The organism is Paractinoplanes hotanensis, from assembly GCF_023717965.1.
GTDB classification, from domain to species: domain Bacteria; phylum Actinomycetota; class Actinomycetes; order Mycobacteriales; family Micromonosporaceae; genus Actinoplanes; species Actinoplanes polyasparticus.
Genome location: NZ_JAMQOL010000079.1, coordinates 16,521 through 33,144, shown reverse-complemented (window position 1 = coordinate 33,144; position 16,624 = coordinate 16,521). Strand labels below are relative to the sequence as shown.

The 16,624-nt window shown below is 67.3% G+C and carries 16 protein-coding genes; 9 read left to right on the top strand and 7 right to left on the bottom strand.

Translation table 11 applies throughout. The features are described from left to right. Nucleotides 1-30 precede the first annotated feature (30 nt). Nucleotides 31-573 carry a hypothetical protein gene (locus LXN57_RS44295; protein ID WP_251804321.1) on the top strand — a complete coding sequence of 181 codons (543 nt, stop codon included), beginning with the start codon at nucleotides 31-33 and terminating at the stop codon, nucleotides 571-573. Nucleotides 574-721: 148 nt separating this feature from the next. After that, on the top strand, nucleotides 722-1,324 hold the full coding sequence (locus LXN57_RS44290; RefSeq protein WP_251804320.1) for an AAA family ATPase: 603 nt from the start codon (nucleotides 722-724) through the stop codon (nucleotides 1,322-1,324). Nucleotides 1,325-1,538: 214 nt separating this feature from the next. Here LXN57_RS44290 and LXN57_RS44285 read toward each other — a convergent pair whose 3' ends face one another. Further along, the gene (locus LXN57_RS44285; protein ID WP_251804319.1) at nucleotides 1,539-2,183 is read right to left on the bottom strand and encodes a DUF7711 family protein; all 645 of its coding nucleotides are present in this window, start codon (nucleotides 2,181-2,183) and stop codon (nucleotides 1,539-1,541) included. 176 nt (nucleotides 2,184-2,359) lie between these two features. On the opposite strand from LXN57_RS44285, the gene LXN57_RS44280 reads away from it, so the two are divergent. From LXN57_RS44280 to LXN57_RS44260, 5 genes are all read left to right on the top strand, one after another. Beyond that, nucleotides 2,360-4,003, top strand: a complete 1,644-nt coding sequence (locus tag LXN57_RS44280; RefSeq protein WP_251804318.1) for a plasmid pRiA4b ORF-3 family protein — start codon at nucleotides 2,360-2,362, stop codon at nucleotides 4,001-4,003. A gap of 152 nt (nucleotides 4,004-4,155) precedes the next feature. Beyond that, nucleotides 4,156-5,412 carry an ATP-binding protein gene (locus LXN57_RS44275; RefSeq protein WP_251804317.1) on the top strand — a complete coding sequence of 419 codons (1,257 nt, stop codon included), beginning with the start codon at nucleotides 4,156-4,158 and terminating at the stop codon, nucleotides 5,410-5,412. A gap of 687 nt (nucleotides 5,413-6,099) precedes the next feature. Next, nucleotides 6,100-6,984: a replication-relaxation family protein gene (locus tag LXN57_RS44270; protein ID WP_251804316.1), complete on the top strand. Its 885-nt coding sequence runs from the start codon at nucleotides 6,100-6,102 to the stop codon at nucleotides 6,982-6,984. A gap of 401 nt (nucleotides 6,985-7,385) precedes the next feature. Further along, nucleotides 7,386-8,141 carry a DUF2637 domain-containing protein gene (locus LXN57_RS44265; RefSeq protein ID WP_251804315.1) on the top strand — a complete coding sequence of 252 codons (756 nt, stop codon included), beginning with the start codon at nucleotides 7,386-7,388 and terminating at the stop codon, nucleotides 8,139-8,141. A 217-nt stretch (nucleotides 8,142-8,358) separates the two neighbouring features. Further along, nucleotides 8,359-8,802, top strand: a complete 444-nt coding sequence (locus tag LXN57_RS44260; RefSeq protein WP_251804314.1) for a hypothetical protein — start codon at nucleotides 8,359-8,361, stop codon at nucleotides 8,800-8,802. Here the strand turns inward: LXN57_RS44260 and LXN57_RS44255 are convergent. After that, the gene (locus LXN57_RS44255; protein WP_251804313.1) at nucleotides 8,789-9,508 is read right to left on the bottom strand and encodes an AfsR/SARP family transcriptional regulator; all 720 of its coding nucleotides are present in this window, start codon (nucleotides 9,506-9,508) and stop codon (nucleotides 8,789-8,791) included. The genes LXN57_RS44260 and LXN57_RS44255 overlap by 14 nt on opposite strands. 82 nt (nucleotides 9,509-9,590) lie before the next feature. Here LXN57_RS44255 and LXN57_RS44250 point away from each other — a divergent pair, with 82 nt between their 5' ends. Beyond that, nucleotides 9,591-9,878 (top strand): helix-turn-helix domain-containing protein, encoded by a 288-nt coding sequence (locus tag LXN57_RS44250; RefSeq protein ID WP_251804312.1) that lies wholly within the window; start codon nucleotides 9,591-9,593, stop codon nucleotides 9,876-9,878. Nucleotides 9,879-9,985: 107 nt separating this feature from the next. Next, nucleotides 9,986-11,455, top strand: a complete 1,470-nt coding sequence (locus LXN57_RS44245; RefSeq protein ID WP_251804311.1) for a tyrosine-type recombinase/integrase — start codon at nucleotides 9,986-9,988, stop codon at nucleotides 11,453-11,455. 768 nt (nucleotides 11,456-12,223) lie between these two features. Here the strand turns inward: LXN57_RS44245 and LXN57_RS44240 are convergent. Genes LXN57_RS44240 through LXN57_RS44220 form a run of 5 tightly spaced genes read right to left on the bottom strand, consistent with a single transcriptional unit; the run spans nucleotide 12,224 to nucleotide 16,447 of the window. Beyond that, entirely contained in the window at nucleotides 12,224-12,694 is a 471-nt protein-coding gene (locus LXN57_RS44240; protein WP_251804310.1) for a PPC domain-containing DNA-binding protein, read from the bottom strand. Beyond that, nucleotides 12,687-13,754: an asparaginase gene (locus LXN57_RS44235; RefSeq protein ID WP_251804309.1), complete on the bottom strand. Its 1,068-nt coding sequence runs from the start codon at nucleotides 13,752-13,754 to the stop codon at nucleotides 12,687-12,689. The genes LXN57_RS44240 and LXN57_RS44235 overlap by 8 nt, the downstream gene beginning before the upstream one ends. 51 nt (nucleotides 13,755-13,805) lie before the next feature. Further along, nucleotides 13,806-15,314 carry an XRE family transcriptional regulator gene (locus LXN57_RS44230; protein ID WP_251804308.1) on the bottom strand — a complete coding sequence of 503 codons (1,509 nt, stop codon included), beginning with the start codon at nucleotides 15,312-15,314 and terminating at the stop codon, nucleotides 13,806-13,808. 54 nt (nucleotides 15,315-15,368) lie between these two features. Then, the gene (locus tag LXN57_RS44225; RefSeq protein ID WP_203819967.1) at nucleotides 15,369-15,569 is read right to left on the bottom strand and encodes a DUF397 domain-containing protein; all 201 of its coding nucleotides are present in this window, start codon (nucleotides 15,567-15,569) and stop codon (nucleotides 15,369-15,371) included. Further along, on the bottom strand, nucleotides 15,566-16,447 hold the full coding sequence (locus tag LXN57_RS44220) for a helix-turn-helix domain-containing protein (RefSeq protein WP_251804307.1): 882 nt from the start codon (nucleotides 16,445-16,447) through the stop codon (nucleotides 15,566-15,568). Before LXN57_RS44220 ends, LXN57_RS44225 begins: the two co-directional genes overlap by 4 nt. Nucleotides 16,448-16,624: the final 177 nt, after the last annotated feature.

The following is a 16,624-nucleotide window of genomic DNA, read 5'->3' as shown; positions in this document are numbered from 1 at the left end:
GGCAAGACTGCCCGCGCGAGGAGGTTGGGGATGACCAGCCCGATCGACCCGTCCGGCCTGGGCGGCACGCTTGCCGACGTAGTGGCCGCGCTCGGCCGGGCCCAGGCGCCCTCCGGCGACCAGGACGAGCAGGAACTGCCCATCGGTACGGGCGATGCCGCCGACGGCCGAGTCCGGGTTCGGGCGGTGTTGCCCGGACGAATCCTGCTGGGTCAGTGGCTGACCGCTGACCTCGACAGGTTCTTTCTGGCCACCCTGGACGCGCTGGCGATGGCCGATGACGTGGCTCGCGGCGAGCCGCCGTTCGAGGAATGGAGCAGCGAGAACTACGCCGTGTCATTCACACCGTCGGCACTGCTCATCACCAACTTGTGGGTGCCCGGCGCCGAGGGCGAGTTCCCGGCCGACGTTGCCCAAGCGGCGATCGAGGACTACTGGCGTTTCCTGGTCGCCCAGCCGGAGCGGCCCGCCGTCCGGGAGCACCGCCCCGACCTCCCGGAATGGCAGGCCGACCTGCTGCGGTGGGAGGAGAAGTGGGGCCGCACCCACCCGTACCGGGGAAGACTCTTCTGACCCAGGCGGCCTCGGCGACGGACGCGGGGCAAAACTCCTGACGTCAAGGTTTGGCCGCCTCAATTGCGGCACCGATCCGCGACCGCCTCGATCGAGAATAGGCTCGAGGGGAGCCGACCGGATTGATCGGCGACGACTGGGAATAGCGATGAACGCATCCTCTACCGCTTCCGGCACGAGCCGGCTGGCCATCATCCGAGGAAACTCAGGCAGCGGGAAGAGTTCGGTGGCGCGGGAGGTGCGGCGCCGGTACGGGCGGGGATGTGCCCTGGTCGAACAGGACTATCTGCGGCGGATCGTCTGCCGCGAGCACGACATCAGCGGGATCGATCCGGTGGCGCCTGCCTTCATCGCTTCCACTGTGGCCAGCCTGCTGGGACTGGGATACCACGTCGTCCTCGAGGGGATCCTGCACCGCGAACGGTACGGCGAGGTCCTTCGCCGGCTGATCGGCGAGCATCGCGGGCCGAGCGCCGTGTACTACCTCGATGTGCCGTTCGAGGAAACGGTCCGTCGACATCAGACACGCGCGGCGAGCGTCGACTTCACCGTGGACGATATGGCGCAGTGGTACGCCGAGCGGGATCTGCTCGGTGTGTCCGGCGAGCATGTCATCGGAGCGAATTCGACGCTGTCGGACACCGCGGAGACGATCCTGCGGGCTAGCGGACTCGTGACGGCTGCCCCGCTCACGCCGTGCCCCACTCGCTGCGCACGATGCGAGGAGAAGACGGCGCCGGCACACCAGTGAACGAGGTTGCGGAACTGGCGCACCGCTCGGACGGACCGGTGACCCTGCAGTCCCAATCTTTGTCGGCCACGATGGTGAGATCAGGGCGCCGGGACGATCGGGCGGCACCGCGGTTGCATGGGCGTCGGCTTCCAGAACTCATCGCGCCAGCCTGCACCGATGCCCGAATCGCACTTCGTTCGCCCGCCGACCGACTACCCCGACTGAGATCGCGTCACGCAGTTCGCGACGCGGGTGGACTGGATCGAGTGGTGAGTCCCGGCCGTTGCTGGCCGGTCGTGGCGAGCAGGTCCAGGTAGCCGTGGACGGCGTTCCACAGGTGGTTCTCGGGATGAATTCCGGATCCTTTATGGGCCGAACGCCAGTCGCGCTCCCAGAACTCCGCCTCGACGCCGCGCAGGTGGAAGAGGCTGGCGGCCACCTCGACGCTCAACTGTTCCCGCTGTTGCTCGGCCGTTGGTGCCGGCATACGCAAATGCTCGGCTTGGCCACGTTCCATCGCGTCGAGCGCATTCTCGTCGGGTCCATCCAGCGACCACACCCGCAGTGGACGATGAATCAGATGGTTGGCGACCGGCCATACCGATGGACGCCAATACCACCGCACCGGCGCTTTGTCGATCTCCAGCAGGCTCGGCAAGCCGACCAGGGACTGCGGCTCCGCGAACCACGGCAGCTCTTCGGCGGGCAGGTTGAGCACGAACGCCAGATCGACCACGTCCACGTCGGCGACAGATTCCAACACCGAGCCGAACGCGTACGCGGCAAGCAGGAACGGCTCGTCGTCCCACAGGCCGCTGGCCTGCTGACAGCGTTCGGCGACCGTTCGAAGGCGGCGAACCGCGGTCTGATGACGCACCTGCCGATTTTGTCATATCGGCGAGCGCGGCCGAGGAAAGAGGACAGCGAGGAAACACCTTCAGCGGGTGACTTGATGTTCGCAAGGGGTCCACGCGATCGTTCGTGCACCGGTACCGCGGGGTGCGCCTCCTGCGGCAGCGTCGCCGGGCGCCTCGCGCATGAGGTGCCTGGCGCGTGGCCTTCCGAGGGACGCCGGTCGCTGCTTTCGTATGCTCTCTCGTCGTGACGTCCGAACTTCGTCAATTGGCCGATGGCTGTCTGCTTGTTACTCGCGCGCGGCGGCTGGTGGACTGGGTAGGCGAGGGCAAGCCGGTGACCCCGAAGGGCGTGTTACGTCCGGTAGACGTCGCCGCCGCGGGGACCGCCCTGGGTGTGACGGTTCCCGCCTGGGTTCGTACGGCCGCGGATGTCGAGGTTGTTCATCGGCCCTGGGTGGCGGCCGAGGCGATCGGGTGGCTGCGTGTGTCGGCGAACCGGGCGGTTGCCGATTCCGCCACCGAAGACGACCCGGTGCAGCGTTGGTGGGCGGCGGTCCGGGCGGTGCTGCGTACCGAGTCGCACGACGACCGTGGCCGGGGAGCTCCGATACTGCTGCGGACGCTCCTGACGGTGATGACGGCTCAGTCGCCGCCGGAGATGAAGGACATTCCCGAGGCCGTTCACGAACTGCTCCACTATTTCGATCTCGGGGACGCCAGCGCGGTCTACTCGGCGTTCCGGCGAAGCGTCATGCCGGTGGATGCCGGGCTCGAACTGCTCGGCGAGGTCGGCGCGGTGGACGGCGACCGACGCGTGACCGAGCTGGGTCGTTGGATGTGGCAGCGGCTGCTCGACGAATGGCCGCCGCCGTTGTCTCCCGATGCGCCTGCCTCGGCGGTTCTCGAACGGCTGGCGACGCTGCCCGGAGACGGGGTGTGGCGGCAAGCGGGGCCTTGGCTGGCCGAGCGGGAGATGAGCAAGGCGGCGGCCGAGTTGCTCGACGCGGCGGCTACGGCTCCACCGGCGCAGCGGATCGTGGCAGTCGACGTGGTGGCCGGCTTGGGCGAGGCCGCGCTGCCTGCGTGGCAGCAAGCCGCCGAGGTCCCGACGCTGGCTGCGCACGCCCGGCTCGTACTCGCCGAGTTCGAGGACGAGGACGAGGACGAGGACGAACCGGCGGAGCCAGACCCGGCCGATCTTCGGTGGCTCGCCGTGGAATATGCGGCGGCGGCGCTGGCTGTCGACGGTCCGCGCGAGGCCTTTCTGGTCCTTCGCGAGCGGGGCGGCCTCGATGCGCCGGGCAGCGGGCACCCCGACGAGGCAGTCCTGCGAGATGGCCTGGCCGAGCTCATCGCGGCGGGCGGGCCGCCGATCCCGACCTATCAATTGAAGATCACTCTTACCCGGGTACGGCCACCGGTCTGGCGGCGGGTACGGCTGCCGGCCACCGCGACCTTGGACGAACTGCATCGAGTGATTCAGATCGTCTTCGACTGGGACGACGATCATCTGCACGTGTTCACGGTGGACGGGCGCCGCTATGCCGATCCGTTCTTCGGTCTGGAGGAAACCGCGGACGAGTTCCGGGCCAGACTGGGAAGGCTGGCGCCGAACGCCGGATCCGCTCTGACATATGTCTACGACCTTGGAGACCGTTGGGAGCATCGCATCCTGGTCGAGCGCATCATCGAGACCGAGCAGCCGGAGACTTCCGCGGTCTGTGTCGGCGGGCAGGGCGACGCACCCGAGGAAGACTGGTTCCCGGGCTGCGGCAGAGACGCAACACCGTTCGACCTTGCCGCGATCAACGAACGGTTGTCCGGAACTGCACCGCGGTGAACACCTTCCGGAGAGTCAGGTCGGTGCTGTGCTGACCGCGTACGATCTCCCGCAAACCGAACGTTGAGGCACCCGCATATCGAACATCAAGGGTGCCGCATATCGAAAGTGAGTAGCCCCGCAGATCGAAACCCGGCAGCTATCATGAGGTGGTGCCCACACCGCACCTGGTCCCACGTCGCGTCGCCGTGCAGGTGAACGCCGCCCTAGCTGACACCCGTGTCGTATTGATCAGCGGGGCTCGCCAGGCCGGTAAGAGCACGCTGGTCCGCATCGTCGCCGGCGATCGGCTTGCCGAGCGCCGCGACCTCGACCGTGCTCAGGACCGAGCCGCCGCGACCGCCGACCCGGTCGGGTTCGTCGACTCCGAGGAACTACTGGTCATCGACGAGATCCAGCGCGCTCCGGAGCTGCTGCTCGCGATCAAGGCCGCCGTCGACGAGGATCCCCGCCCCGGCCGCTACCTGCTCACCGGCTCGTCACGGCTGTTCGGCATGGTCGCCGCCCCCGACGCGTTGCCCGGCCGGATGGAAACCGTCGAACTCTGGCCGTTCTCCCAGGGCGAGATCGACACTGAGCCGGACGGGTTCGTCGATGCCATCTTCGCGCTCGGTCCCGACCTGCGACACGAATCGACGGTGAGCCGGGCCGACTACGCGGCCAGAATCGTGCGCGGCGGCCTGCCCGAAGCGACCACCCGCGACGACCCGCGACGCCGCCAGCGGTTTCTCGACGCGTACGTCCAAGCGCTCATCGACCGCGACGCCCGGCAGCTGTCCGACATCCAGCACAAAGGCGAACTACGCAAACTGGTACGCCTGCTCGCCGCCAGATCCGCGACCATCATCGCCGCCAACTCCTTGGAGTCCGCGCTCGGACTGAGCCGGCCGACGGTTGCGCGTTACCTCCAGGCGCTGGAGGAGATTTTCCTGGTCAAGCGCGTCCCCGGCTGGTCCCGCAATCTCGGCACCCGAGCGACCGCAGCAGCAAAACTGATCTTCGTCGACTCTGGCATCGCTGCCAACGAACTCGCCACTGATGCCCGCGCTCTGCTCAGGCCGGGGGCGCCGTTCGGCCCGCTGCTCGAATCGTTCGTCCTGTCCGAGCTCTCCCGCCAGCTCACCTGGTCCGAGCAGCAAGCCGACCTCTCCCACTACCGCGACCAAAGCAGGTACGAGGTCGACGCCGTACTCGAGAACAGATCCGGCCACGTCGTCGGCATCGAAGTCAAAGCCGCCACCACCGTCGGTCTCGACGACTTCCGCGGGCTACGCCGACTGGCCGACCGCCTCGGAGACGACTTCATCGCCGGCATCGTCCTCTACACCGGCACCTCCACCCTGCCGTTCGGAGACAAGCTCCGCGCCATACCGGTCAGCGCCCTGTGGCAGGTTCCCGCCTCGGCCTGATCCGGACATCTGGTCGGCTGTCCACGTTCCTCGAGATTGAAGGACCAGGTGGGGGCGCTGTGCGTGTCTCGGCCGACGACGGGCCTCCTTTCGCGGCATCGTCGAGCCCGACGGTCCGTGAAATCTGACAATCGCGTTGTGATTGCTCAAGGCACACCAACCGAAATGCGTACTAGATAACTTTTGGTATCGGCCGTTCGGCTGACTCTCAAATCGGGGTGTTCGCGAGAGCTGACAAAGGTCGGTTTGAGGGTGTGAGGGAAGTGGGCGGCGGCATCGGAGGCTGCCTCCCGCCAGCGGCCGACGCCGTCGATGATCACGGCGCGCCGTTGCCGCGACTATCCGCGCTCACGGCCGCTCGCGAGCGCAACCCGACGTCGTTCCGCTCGGGCGATGCCCGGGAAGGTGTGCGATGCATCGACCAGCCCTCACGACACCCCATCGAACAACACTCTGGAGCCTTGGTGTCTACGAACCCATCCACATCGGGCATTTCGCCCCGTTCACTCCTCAACTGCCATCCCGGCTTGCCGTCCGCTCGGATCCGGCGCTTGTCCTCCCTGTTGACCTCCGTTGGGAAACGGACCCGTGAACAGCTCTCACAGCGCAGCACAGCGCGTCTTTCCTCTACCGCGATCGTCCTGCGACAGACCCTCCGGTCTGGGTCTCTCCCCCGGGGGAGACGCCATGGTTAGGTCGCCGCGGTACGTCGATCCCGTCCTGCGCGTGCAGTCCCAGATCACCGACCGGGACTGCGTCCTGCTCGACTGGCTCGCCGAGCACGGCGCGCTGACCTCGATGCAGATCGCGCAGGCGCTGTTCCCGTCGCTGGACTACGCGCAGGAACGGCTGCGCACCCTGGTCGGTCTTCGGGTCCTGGAACGGTTCCGGCCGAACCGGGCCGGCGGCGGCTCGTTCCCGTACCACTATGTCCTCGCCCAGTTGGGTTTGGAGGTCACCGCAGCGCAGCGCGGCGAGCGCCTTGAGCGCGGCTACCGCGACCGGGCCCGGCGGCGACGCTGGCAGTTGACCAACCGCGCGAACCTGGCCCACCTGGTCGGCGTCAACGGCTTCTTCACCGCCCTGGCCGGTCACGCCCGCACCCGGCCCGGCTGCGAACTGGCGCGGTGGTGGTCGGCCCGGCAATGCCAGCAGATGGGCGCCTTCGCAGGCGAGGGCGCTGACGTCACCGAACGTACATACATTCCGAGTTCGCGGCCCGACGGACACGGAATCTGGATCGAGGACGGCTCGGAGATTCCATTCCTGCTGGAGTACGACACCGGCACCGAACGGCCGCTCTCCCGCCTGGTCGACAAGATCGACGGATACGAGGAGCTCGCCCGCGTCACCGGGCGAGTGTGGCCGGTGCTGTTCTGGCTGCCCGGCCCGCTCCGGGAGCGCCACCTGCACGAGGAACTGACCGATGCCGGTGTGCGCTACCCCGTCGTCACCGCGACCCACGGCGCGGGCAACCCCGCCGATGCGGAGTGGTGGTTACACCGCCGATCGGGACGGCGCCTGCGCCTTGCCGAACTGCACGGCCACAACCTGATAGCCGTGGCGCGGTGATCGCCTGACCGGCTTTCCCGTAGTGACAGCCACCGCCGAGACCTTTCCGTGCCGGGTGACAGACGGCGCCTTCTGTCACCGCGCGTACGGCCGCGGTGGTGACAGATGCGGACGCTATCGTCGCGCCCCCGTCGCATCGTCGCCGGCACGCCTGAGGGCTGTGCCCGTACGGGCTCCGCTTTCATCCATATCGACCGGAGGATCCACACCATGAAGTCCCGCCAGAACTTGCACACTCCCGCCTTCGCGTCCCGCCACGTCCCCGACGAGAACCGTCGTGAACGCCCTCCGGCGCGTACGGCACGGACCGGTCCGCGGGAGGTGGTCCCGTAGCAGCGCGTCGTTCGCCGGACCGGACCGTCCGCGGCAGCCGCGCCGAGAGCCTGGCCCAGATCCTGATCATGCTCACGATCGGTACAGCTGCCGGAGCCGCGAGCTTCACCCACGTCCACAACGTCGCGGCGAGCCACGGGCAGCCGGGCTGGCTCGCTTGGGCCGACGCCATCGTCCTCGAGTTGATGTCGATCGCCTCCGGCCTGGAACTACGCCGCCGGCGACGCGAGCACGCCTCACCCCGGTTCCCCGCCGTGGTGCTGGGCTGCGCGGTCGTGCTGTCACTGGCGGCGCAGGTCGTCGAAGCCGAACCGTCGCTGATCGGCTGGACGGCCGCCGCCATCCCAGCACTGGGTTTCCTGGTCATGGTCAAGGTCGCGCTCAGCCACACCGGTGGACCGTCCGCCTCGACACTCGACGATTCCCCGGTCCGCGCAGAGCCCGCCGACGCACCCGCGGTCCGCAGGGCAGCAAACCCGGATCAGCGGTCCACACCGGACCGGCGCCGGTCCCGTGGACCGTCCGCCGAGGTGGAAGACCTGCGGACCGTGCTGCCCGCCGCCCGGGCGATCAGAGACCGCCTGGCCGTCAGCGGCGAACCGCTGACCCGTGGCGCGCTCGCTCTCCACCTGCGAGCCGGTGGCACCAGCGTCTCCAACTCCAAGGCCTCCGCGCTGCTCAAAACGCTCAGGTCCGAGCGGGAGCCGCCACCGACCCGCCAGTACCGCGGCTCCGGTCCGGACTGGCAGGCCGAAAGCCCACGTCAGCGGCGTGATCACGGCGCTGACGTGAATTCCCGACAGGAGGGAGGTGATACATCATGACAAAGCTTTCAGAACGCTTCCCGGAGATCTTCCCGCCGGAACGTCCGGTCGTGGACCACGACGCCGAGCAGTTCGCCCGAATATGGCTGCACGAGTCCCGCCGCCGCATCGCACGTACCGTGCCGGTGATCGCGGTGGTCCGCGAACTGGCGGCGACGATCAGATCCCGGCATCGCAAGCTCTTCTTGCCCTGCGGCGCGCGGTCAGTCTGCTCACCGTGCTCGCCGACGTGGACCACGTCAACCAGCAGGTGGCCGATTATGGCGGCTCCGAATTCGAGGACAAAGTCGAAAGGAACCGGCTCCTCGGTCGCGAGGCCATCTCGCGGCCGGGGGAATCGACGCGGTTCGCCAAGGCGTGGCTGCTCGCCAGCCCCGCCGAGGCCATCCGTACCGAACCGGTGATCGCCCTCGTCGAGCAGCTGCTCGACAGCCTGATCGTGCGGATGCCGGCCGTCGCCTACGACTGCCTGCAGCAGGCTGTCCAGGTGCTCAACGTCTTCGCCCGCGAGGACGACACCACCGTCGGCATCGCGGGACGGCAGATTCCACCGCCGAGTAACCCATCCACACCTCACCGCCGAACGGGGCTGTCCCGCCGCCACAGGCAGGACGGCCCCGTCCCGGCCGCGGACAAACAGCCGCTCACTATGTCGCCGTGAAACCCTTCAGTACGGCGGTGAGCCGCTCGTCGTGCGGATGGTGCCGCCGGCCCTCTTCCAGCACCGCCCGTGCCGGGCCGGCCAGGTTGTCGGCGAGAGCGACCACCGCGTCGACGTACTCCCGGCGGATGAGGTACCGATAGCCGGCCAGCCACAAGTACCCGGCGCCGTCGGCGAACGGCCCGGTATGGGCGTCCACCGCCCGGCGCAACGCCGCGACCCGCGACTGCTGCTCGGGTGCGGCAACAGCGTCCGCGACAGCGTCGAGCATCGTCCACAAGTCGACGTCGAACCCGGCCCGGTCCAACACGTACTGATGCTGCCGCACCTTCAGGTAGCTGCCGTCACCGCCTAGCCGAGCGAAGACCTGCCGCAAGTTGTACGTGTAGGTGTGCAACCGCTCCACGGCCTTGCCCCGGGACGGCTCAGGCAGCAGGTCCTCGAGGATGAAGTCCTGATGCACGCTGCCGCCGCACGCGATCAGGTACGTCAAGAACTCCAGGGAACGCTTCCGGACATGCACATCCGCGGGAACATCCACAATCTCCGGCTTCCCGAGCACCCGCATCCTGATCACCGCACGAGAACCACCACCGGCGTCGATCCCATCGGGCAGCCGCTCCGGACGGCCAAGCACCGGGAGGGTACGGGCGTCCGGCCAGAAATCCACGTCACCGCCATCGCGACCGCCGGCCCGATCATGCATGAGCAGGACGGTAACGCATTAACCATCCAAGCATGGACGTCAATACGTACGCGCCAAACCGCCATCCTGACTGGGAGACACCTTGACCGATCGTCGCCGCACCCGCACACCTGCCGGCCCTGAACCACCCACCGATTCGCCGCCGACCATCGAGGACCTGAAGGCACTCGGCGCCACCACCGACGTGGTCACCGCCGGACAGTTCCTCGGCATCTCCCGCAACACCGCCTACCGGCTGGCCCACCGCGGAGCGTTCCCACTGCCGCTCATACGCGTCGGCGCTCAGTACCGCGTTCCGACGGCTGCCCTAATCGCCGCTCTTCACCCGCAACCAGGAGAGCCACGCACTGTCAGCAGCGAAGCGCCGTAGCCACCCACCAAGACGACTTGATCAATGTTAGGAGCAGAGCGTGAATGACCACCGAACGCCGTAAAACCGTTGCACACCAACCCTCACACGCTGGGAGCGTCCACCTCGTGGCCACCGACACCCCGTTCAAAGTCTGCCGTTGCAAGGACCCTGACACCGACCGACCACTGCGCAACAAATGCCCGAAACTACGCCGCGCCAACCGATCCTGGAGCCTCACCCACGGTCAATGGGCATACCAGCTCGAACTCCCGGCGACCGCCGACGGGAAACGACGCCAACTGCGGCCCAGCACCGGCTTCGAGAACCGCGACGCCGCACAGGACGAAATCGACCAAGTCCGTCGACTGCTCGACCTCGCCGGCAAAGACCCGAAACGGCTGACCGAGGTCGCCGACCTCATCCAGGCCTCCCGCCGCGCCACTGGCGACCTGCCCGACCTCGAGACCGTCCGGTTCCGCCTGAAGACCGACAGCGCACTCGGCGGCATCCCCACCCTCGCCCAATACCTGACCGGCTGGGTCAACGACATCGAGCTCGACGAGAACACCCGCCGCAGCTACGCCAACCACATCACCACCCACCTGATCCCTCACCTCGGCGACGTCGTCCTCGACCAACTCCGCCCCCACCACATCCACACCCTCATCCGCGAAATCAAAGAACGAAACGAGGAGATCCTCGCCAAACGAAACGACCCCGACCCCGCCGTACGGAAAAGCGTCGCCGGTAGACGGCCCACCGGGGAGGCGACCCGCTCCCGCATCCGCGCCACCTTGCGCAAGGCGTTCAACGACGCCCTCCGGGAAGGCATCATCGCCGGTGTAGCCAACCCCGCCGCCCTGGTGAAGACCCGCAACAAACGGTCCAGGCCCATCGTCTGGGAACCCGAACGCGTCGAACGCTGGCAAGCCACCGGCGAAGTCCCCAGCCCCGTCATGGTCTGGACCGACGAACTACTCGCCGACTTCCTCGACTACGCCGCCGCCGAAGCGCCCGACATCCACCCGATGCTGCACCTCATGGCCTATCGCGGCACCCGCCGCGGCGAAACCTGCGGCCTGCTCGACGCCGAAGTCCGCCTCCGCAAAGCCGAAATCGGCATCATCAACCAGATCACCACATACGGCGGCGGACGTATCCGTCACAAGAAGCCCAAGAGTGAAGCCGGCAACCGCGACGTCATCCTCGATCCGGACACTGTCGCACTCTTCACCACCTACAAAGCTCAGCGAGCGAAGTGGCAACTGGCCGCCGGCTCCAACTGGCCCGACACCGGCCTGTTCTTCGTACGCCCCGACGGCAGGGCCTGGCACCCCGCCTCGGTATCCCAGCGCTTCCGCCGACTCATCCAACGCGGCGGCTTCCCGCCCATCCGGCTGCACGACCTACGCCACTGCGCCGCCACCATCGCCCTCGAAGCCGGCATCGACATCAAAGTCGTCTCCGAACAACTCGGCCACTCCACCACGACCCTGACGCGCGACACGTACCAGAGCGTCGCCAAGGAACTGCACCACGAGGCTGCCGGAGCGGTCGCGGAACGAATCAAAGCCAAGCGAAGAAGCGCGGCGTGAGTCCTGCCGCGGAGGTCCTGTGCCTCAACGACGTTATCGGCATGGAGACGATCTCGCTGGCGCTCGCCTGCACGCAGCTACTCGGTCTCGCGAGCAGCGAATTTGGAGCTCCTCGGTCTGGGCAACCATCCGAAGCTCTACGTCGGTTCACAGGTCGCTTACATCACCGTGCGCCGACGACGTAGCTGGCGGCACCGGTCAGATCGGGGAAGGCCTTCGTCGGCCAGTCACCGGGCCGGTCGCCACCCCGGATCGATCAGGAGGGCCTGACCGACACCGGCGTGAAGGCTGGCCTCGATGTCGAAGGTTGATGAGCGCCTGATGTAGAAGCCGATCTTATGGTCGGCTGCCACTTGCAGGACCGCGCGGAATGCTTCCCGGCGTCGTCTGCCGGGCCAGCGATTCTCCGCGCTCCAGTCGGTCGATGTCTGTCTCGTCCCACTGGTGGACGATCTGGTGGTGTTGCAGAGGTAGAGGTGATGGCCTCGGCGAGTTCCTGCCGCGACATCGGCCGTCCTGACCCGGACGGAGACGACCGCCGGCGTCGAGCCTGCATCAGTAGCGAATTGGGCTCCGGCTTGCCTTGGTTCACCGTGGCACCGTCCTCCGGACGTCGGAAAGCAGCCGATGGGATCTTCGGGTTGCTCTGGCGTGGCGCAGGGTGGCGCCTTATGCGGCCACCCCACGATGGCCTATCTTCCGGCGGTCGATTGGTGCGCAGGTCTCGGGTCCGTGGCTGCTTGAGCCGACCCACGAGATTGTCGCTCCTCAATTTTCGGCAGTGTCGAAGCGCAGGAGCGGGACGTCGTAGAGGTTGGGATCACGTTCGCGGTGCAGGGTCGGCTGGGAGACTTCGACGAGGTACATCTCGGTGAGGAACTGGACGGTGGCCGAGAGCAGGTGGCTGGTGTGCGCGGTGGCGCTGTGCTCCTTGAGCCCGACGGACACGTGGATGTGCGGCAGGATCCGCTGCTCGGTTTCGTCGTAGGCGATGGTGCCGCCGCCGAGGGCCTCGACGTTGTTCAGGTGGACGGCGGACCAGACCGGGGCCTGCGGGTTGTCGAGTTTCGCGCAGGTGCCGACGACCTCGACTTGCGAGAATCCGGCGATGAAGGTGGGGATGATCCCGTGCCGGACGTTGTTTGCGCGGCAGAAATCGGCGAGGGCGGTGAAGAAGTCGTCGCCGTGGTCGAACACCACGACGAAGCTACGGCCGATGTCGACCTGCTGACTACGCATCCTGAACCTCCGGCTTTGCTGGTGCGTTGTCGGCGCCGGTCGCCCACGGCCATGCCTCGGGGTCGCCGCAGCCGCCGGCTGCGGTGATCGCCGCGGTGACCGTCTTCTGGTCGGCTCCAGCGGCTTGCACCGCGTTCAGCAGGATGCGGGCCTTGTAGGCGTCGAGGAATCCGGCTGGGATGAGCCCTCGGCTCAGCAGATCCCGTTCCGAACCGGGGAAGCCGTAGGTCGTGGTCAGCACCGGTCCGGCTCCGGTCCGGCTGGCTAGTACAACCGGAATCCGCTCGGCCAGATCTGCCAGCGCGGGCACGAGATCCTGTGGGACGTGGCCCACGCCGAACCCGGCGATCACTACACCGTCGGCCCGGTCAGCGAGGCCGTCCAGCAGGACACCGTCGTCGCCGAGGCTGATCGTCAGCAGCACCACGCGGGGGCGCGGCCCGTCGCCGGGCAGCGGGACGACGTGGCGAGCGCCGAGCCGGTTGAGGAGCCGAGGTTGGCCTTCGACTAGGTAGCCGAGCGGTCCACCGTTGGGTGATTGGAACGCGAACCCGGCTGTCGAGTGGGTCTTGCGGACGCGCCGGGCAGCGTGGAGCTCGTCGGCGAACACGACCAGACAGCCCAGGCCGCGGACGGTCTGGCTGGCGGCGGTCTGGACGGCGGCGAGCATGTTCGCCGGTCCGTCGGCCCCGGCCAGGGTCGGGTTGCGCATCGCGCCGGTGACCACGACCGGTTGCGGCCCTGCGTGGTGCAGGTCGAGCAGGTAGGCGGTCTCCTCGATGGTGTCGGTGCCCTGCACCACGACCACGCCGTCGACACCATCGTCGAGGTGCTGGCGCACCAACAGGGACAGCGCCGTGACGTCCGCTAGGGTCAGCGACGCCCCGGGCAGTCGCCGGAAGTCGACCGTCTCGACAGCGACGTCGAGGTCCGCGAGTCCCGGAACTGCCGCCAGCAGGTCCTGTGCGGCCAGAGCGGGTACGACACCGCCACTCGCTGCGGCGGTCATCGTGATCGTGCCGCCCAGGCTGACCACCAGGACTCGGCGTGGCTTGGGCATCTCAATACCCACAGTGGCTGTCCTCCACCTCAAGGAACGGATAATCGGAGCCTATCGGCTGATCATGCCGACTTCGCCCACGTACTGGCAGGCGCGGTCAACACCTGCAACGGAAAGTAGTCGGCTTCGGGGCGCGGCGAATCCGCTACATCCGTGCTCGCCCAACTGCCGACAGCGCTCGACGAGCCACACCCAGTCCAGTTCCAGGTAGTCGGCCAGCATCCGGAGTCGACGGCCGGCGGACGGGCCCGTGATGGCGGAGTGCGCCCCGGTGTAAGCGGCGATCTCGCCGTAGTCGCGTACGGAAGGGCGATCGGTGGTCACACCGACCTGCCAGATCCCGTCGGCACCGACCCAGTTCGCCACGATGGCCTCGCGGCCCCGGTCGAGAACGAAGCCCTCGACCGCCGCGTACTCAGTCTCAGTACAGACGTTGACCTGGATGCCGAACGACTCCATCAGGGCGGCACTGAGAAGGAGCAGGATGCGTTCACCGTGCGGCGAGGCGACGACCGCGTCCGGCGGGATGCAGAACGCGCGGGTCATCGGTTCACCGGCGAACCGCTCGGCTATCGCCTGTAGATAGTCGTACTTGTGCCGGAACAGAAGCCAGGTACTGGCCTCTTCGCCGCGCTGCTCGCGTGTCCAGAACTCCGGGATGCCGGCGAGGCCGTCGAGGTGGCGAAGGATGTGGTGAGCGCAGAAGTAGCTGCCTATCCACATCTGGGACACCGCGGTCAACTCCGAGGCGAGATCTCGCCCAAGCGACGAGCTCGGCATTGACTCGTAGGGCAGGAGATCCTGCTGAAGATCATGAAGCAGGGAGTCGTCATTGAGTAGTGGCTCGTCCAGGTTGACCACTGCCCAGAGAATCCCGACTGTCACGTCATCCAGAACATATGCGGGCGGGATCAGCAGGCGTGATCCAGGACCGGCCTTCGCCAGGCGTCGACGAGCCTGCCGGGTGTCAAGGCCGTAGCCCGTAGCGCCGCCGTCATCCGCAATGGCTCCGACCACCAGGCCCCGTCGGGCTCGGGTGAGAAATCGGCTCGCCGCGAAGTCGGCCGGGACCGCCGCCAGAATCCGTCCGTCATCGACGGCGGGGTAGGTTCGGGTGTCTATCGACTCGCCGTCGAAGAACTGCCCACCGGCGGACCGCAGCACATTCTCCATGGCCGGGGGTGATCCAGGCCCACGCAGGGTCAGCACTGTGCTGGTCATCAAGGGCGGCGGCAATGGAACTTGGGCCACCGATACGGCCGCATCCAAAGAGCGGTTGCGTCTGGCTCGGAAGAAACCCAGTTCTGCGTCGGTCGTCGCGCCGAGGACGGCTCGGAAGCCTTCCCTGCGGGTCCGGCCAGGCCAGCGAATCTCACCGCGTTCGAGCTTGCCGATGTCGGTTTCGTCCAGCCGATCGTCGCGTTCGTATCGGGACCACTGCCAGGCGTTGACTGCCTCCGCCAGCTCCTGCCGCGACATGGGACGGCCGGAGCCAGTTGGGGACTTCGTACGGCCCCGAGCATCGATCAGTTTGGTGTTGGGGCTACTTCCGTCGTCCACAACGTCTCACCTTTCGACGAGATGACGCATCAACTCTCCGGCCTGCGGGGACCGTCAGCGCTCGAACTCTCCGGATTGGACTCCCTCTATAAATGCGGCCCACTCGCCCCGGTTGAACTCGAGGACGGGGCCCTTGCGGTTCTTGCTATCGCGCAGGCCGACTGTCCCGTCATCGGCGAAGGCCACCTCGACGCAGTTGCTGGCGCCATCGCTGTAGCTGCTCTTGAACCAGTTCGCGAACTTGCTGAGACTCATGGTCTGCTCCCTGCATGGTCGGACAAATCCTCGGCCGCTGCGGCGAGGAGATCAAGGCTGCTGGTGGGGTCCAGCGCCGCCTGTTGAAGGCGCTGATACAGGTCGACGTAGTGGCCGGTCTGGGCCGGTGTCGTGAGGACCAGATCCTCGCCGTCGGTGTCGACGGCGACAACGGTCGGATCCTTCGGGTCCGGGAAGCGATATGTGAAGAAGGCCGACTTGGGCACAACGTACCCAGGCAAGGCGGCCGGCAGCGGCAGGACTCGGATGGTGACCTTCCGCCGCTCACGTCCCATCCGAGCGAGGTGAAGAAGCTGGGCTCTGGTCACACCAGGCGGTGCCGCAGGTCGGCGTATCGCAAGCTCATCGATGATGACCTCGTAGCTGGGCCCGTCCGCTCGATCGAGGATGCGTTGCCGGACAGCGCGGGCTTCCAACGCGCGGGTCGGATCGAACGCCTCGGGCCGGATGCCGCGATTGGCGCGAGCGCGAACCTCGGTGAACTCCGGAATCTGGAGTAGGCCGGGCAGCAGCGTCAGGTGGTACTCGGCGATCGAGCGGGCGCCAGCTTCCAAGTCGGCGTACAGAGCCTGCTGCGGTCCCATCTCGTCGCGGAACTTCTCCCACCAGCCACGTTCCCGGGCGTCCCTGGCTATGGACATGATTTGTTCCCGGCGGCGTTCGCCGACTCGGAGGACGTCAAGGATGCGGGCGATCTCGTCGTCAGCCGGACGGACGTGCCCGTTCTGGAGCTGGCTGATCCGTTGCCGAGACATTCGGACGGTTGTCGCTAGCCGGACTGTCGAGTAGCCGTGTTCCTCACGTAGCTGGATCAGTTCAGCTGCGAGGCGACGCCGTCGAACGTAGGGGCTGACCATCGAGGATTCCTCCGGCGCGGACTGAGCAACGTGAACAACACCGCGACTGTCGGGGCCGTGCGGCATCGTCCGGTGTGGCCAGAGCGTAACCCCGGATTCGCGCACAGGAGCGCTAACCGAGTCCTACCCTTCCCGCAAAAGAGCAGCTCAGGGAGCGTTCTCCCGGTAACTCTCCTA

What these genes read in the sequence shown, in the direction of transcription:
- LXN57_RS44295 (WP_251804321.1), top strand. Translation starts at nt 31, where the DNA reads ATGACCAGCCCGATCGACCCGTCCGGCCTGGGCGGCACGCTTGCCGAC.
- LXN57_RS44290 (WP_251804320.1), top strand. Translation starts at nt 722, where the DNA reads ATGAACGCATCCTCTACCGCTTCCGGCACGAGCCGGCTGGCCATCATC.
- LXN57_RS44270 (WP_251804316.1), top strand. Translation starts at nt 6,100, where the DNA reads ATGGTTAGGTCGCCGCGGTACGTCGATCCCGTCCTGCGCGTGCAGTCC.
- LXN57_RS44265 (WP_251804315.1), top strand. Translation starts at nt 7,386, where the DNA reads ATGCTCACGATCGGTACAGCTGCCGGAGCCGCGAGCTTCACCCACGTC.
- LXN57_RS44255 (WP_251804313.1), bottom strand. Translation starts at nt 9,508, where the DNA reads ATGCATGATCGGGCCGGCGGTCGCGATGGCGGTGACGTGGATTTCTGG.
- LXN57_RS44240 (WP_251804310.1), bottom strand. Translation starts at nt 12,694, where the DNA reads ATGCGTAGTCAGCAGGTCGACATCGGCCGTAGCTTCGTCGTGGTGTTC.
- LXN57_RS44235 (WP_251804309.1), bottom strand. Translation starts at nt 13,754, where the DNA reads ATGCCCAAGCCACGCCGAGTCCTGGTGGTCAGCCTGGGCGGCACGATC.
- LXN57_RS44225 (WP_203819967.1), bottom strand. Translation starts at nt 15,569, where the DNA reads ATGAGTCTCAGCAAGTTCGCGAACTGGTTCAAGAGCAGCTACAGCGAT.
- LXN57_RS44220 (WP_251804307.1), bottom strand. Translation starts at nt 16,447, where the DNA reads ATGGTCAGCCCCTACGTTCGACGGCGTCGCCTCGCAGCTGAACTGATC.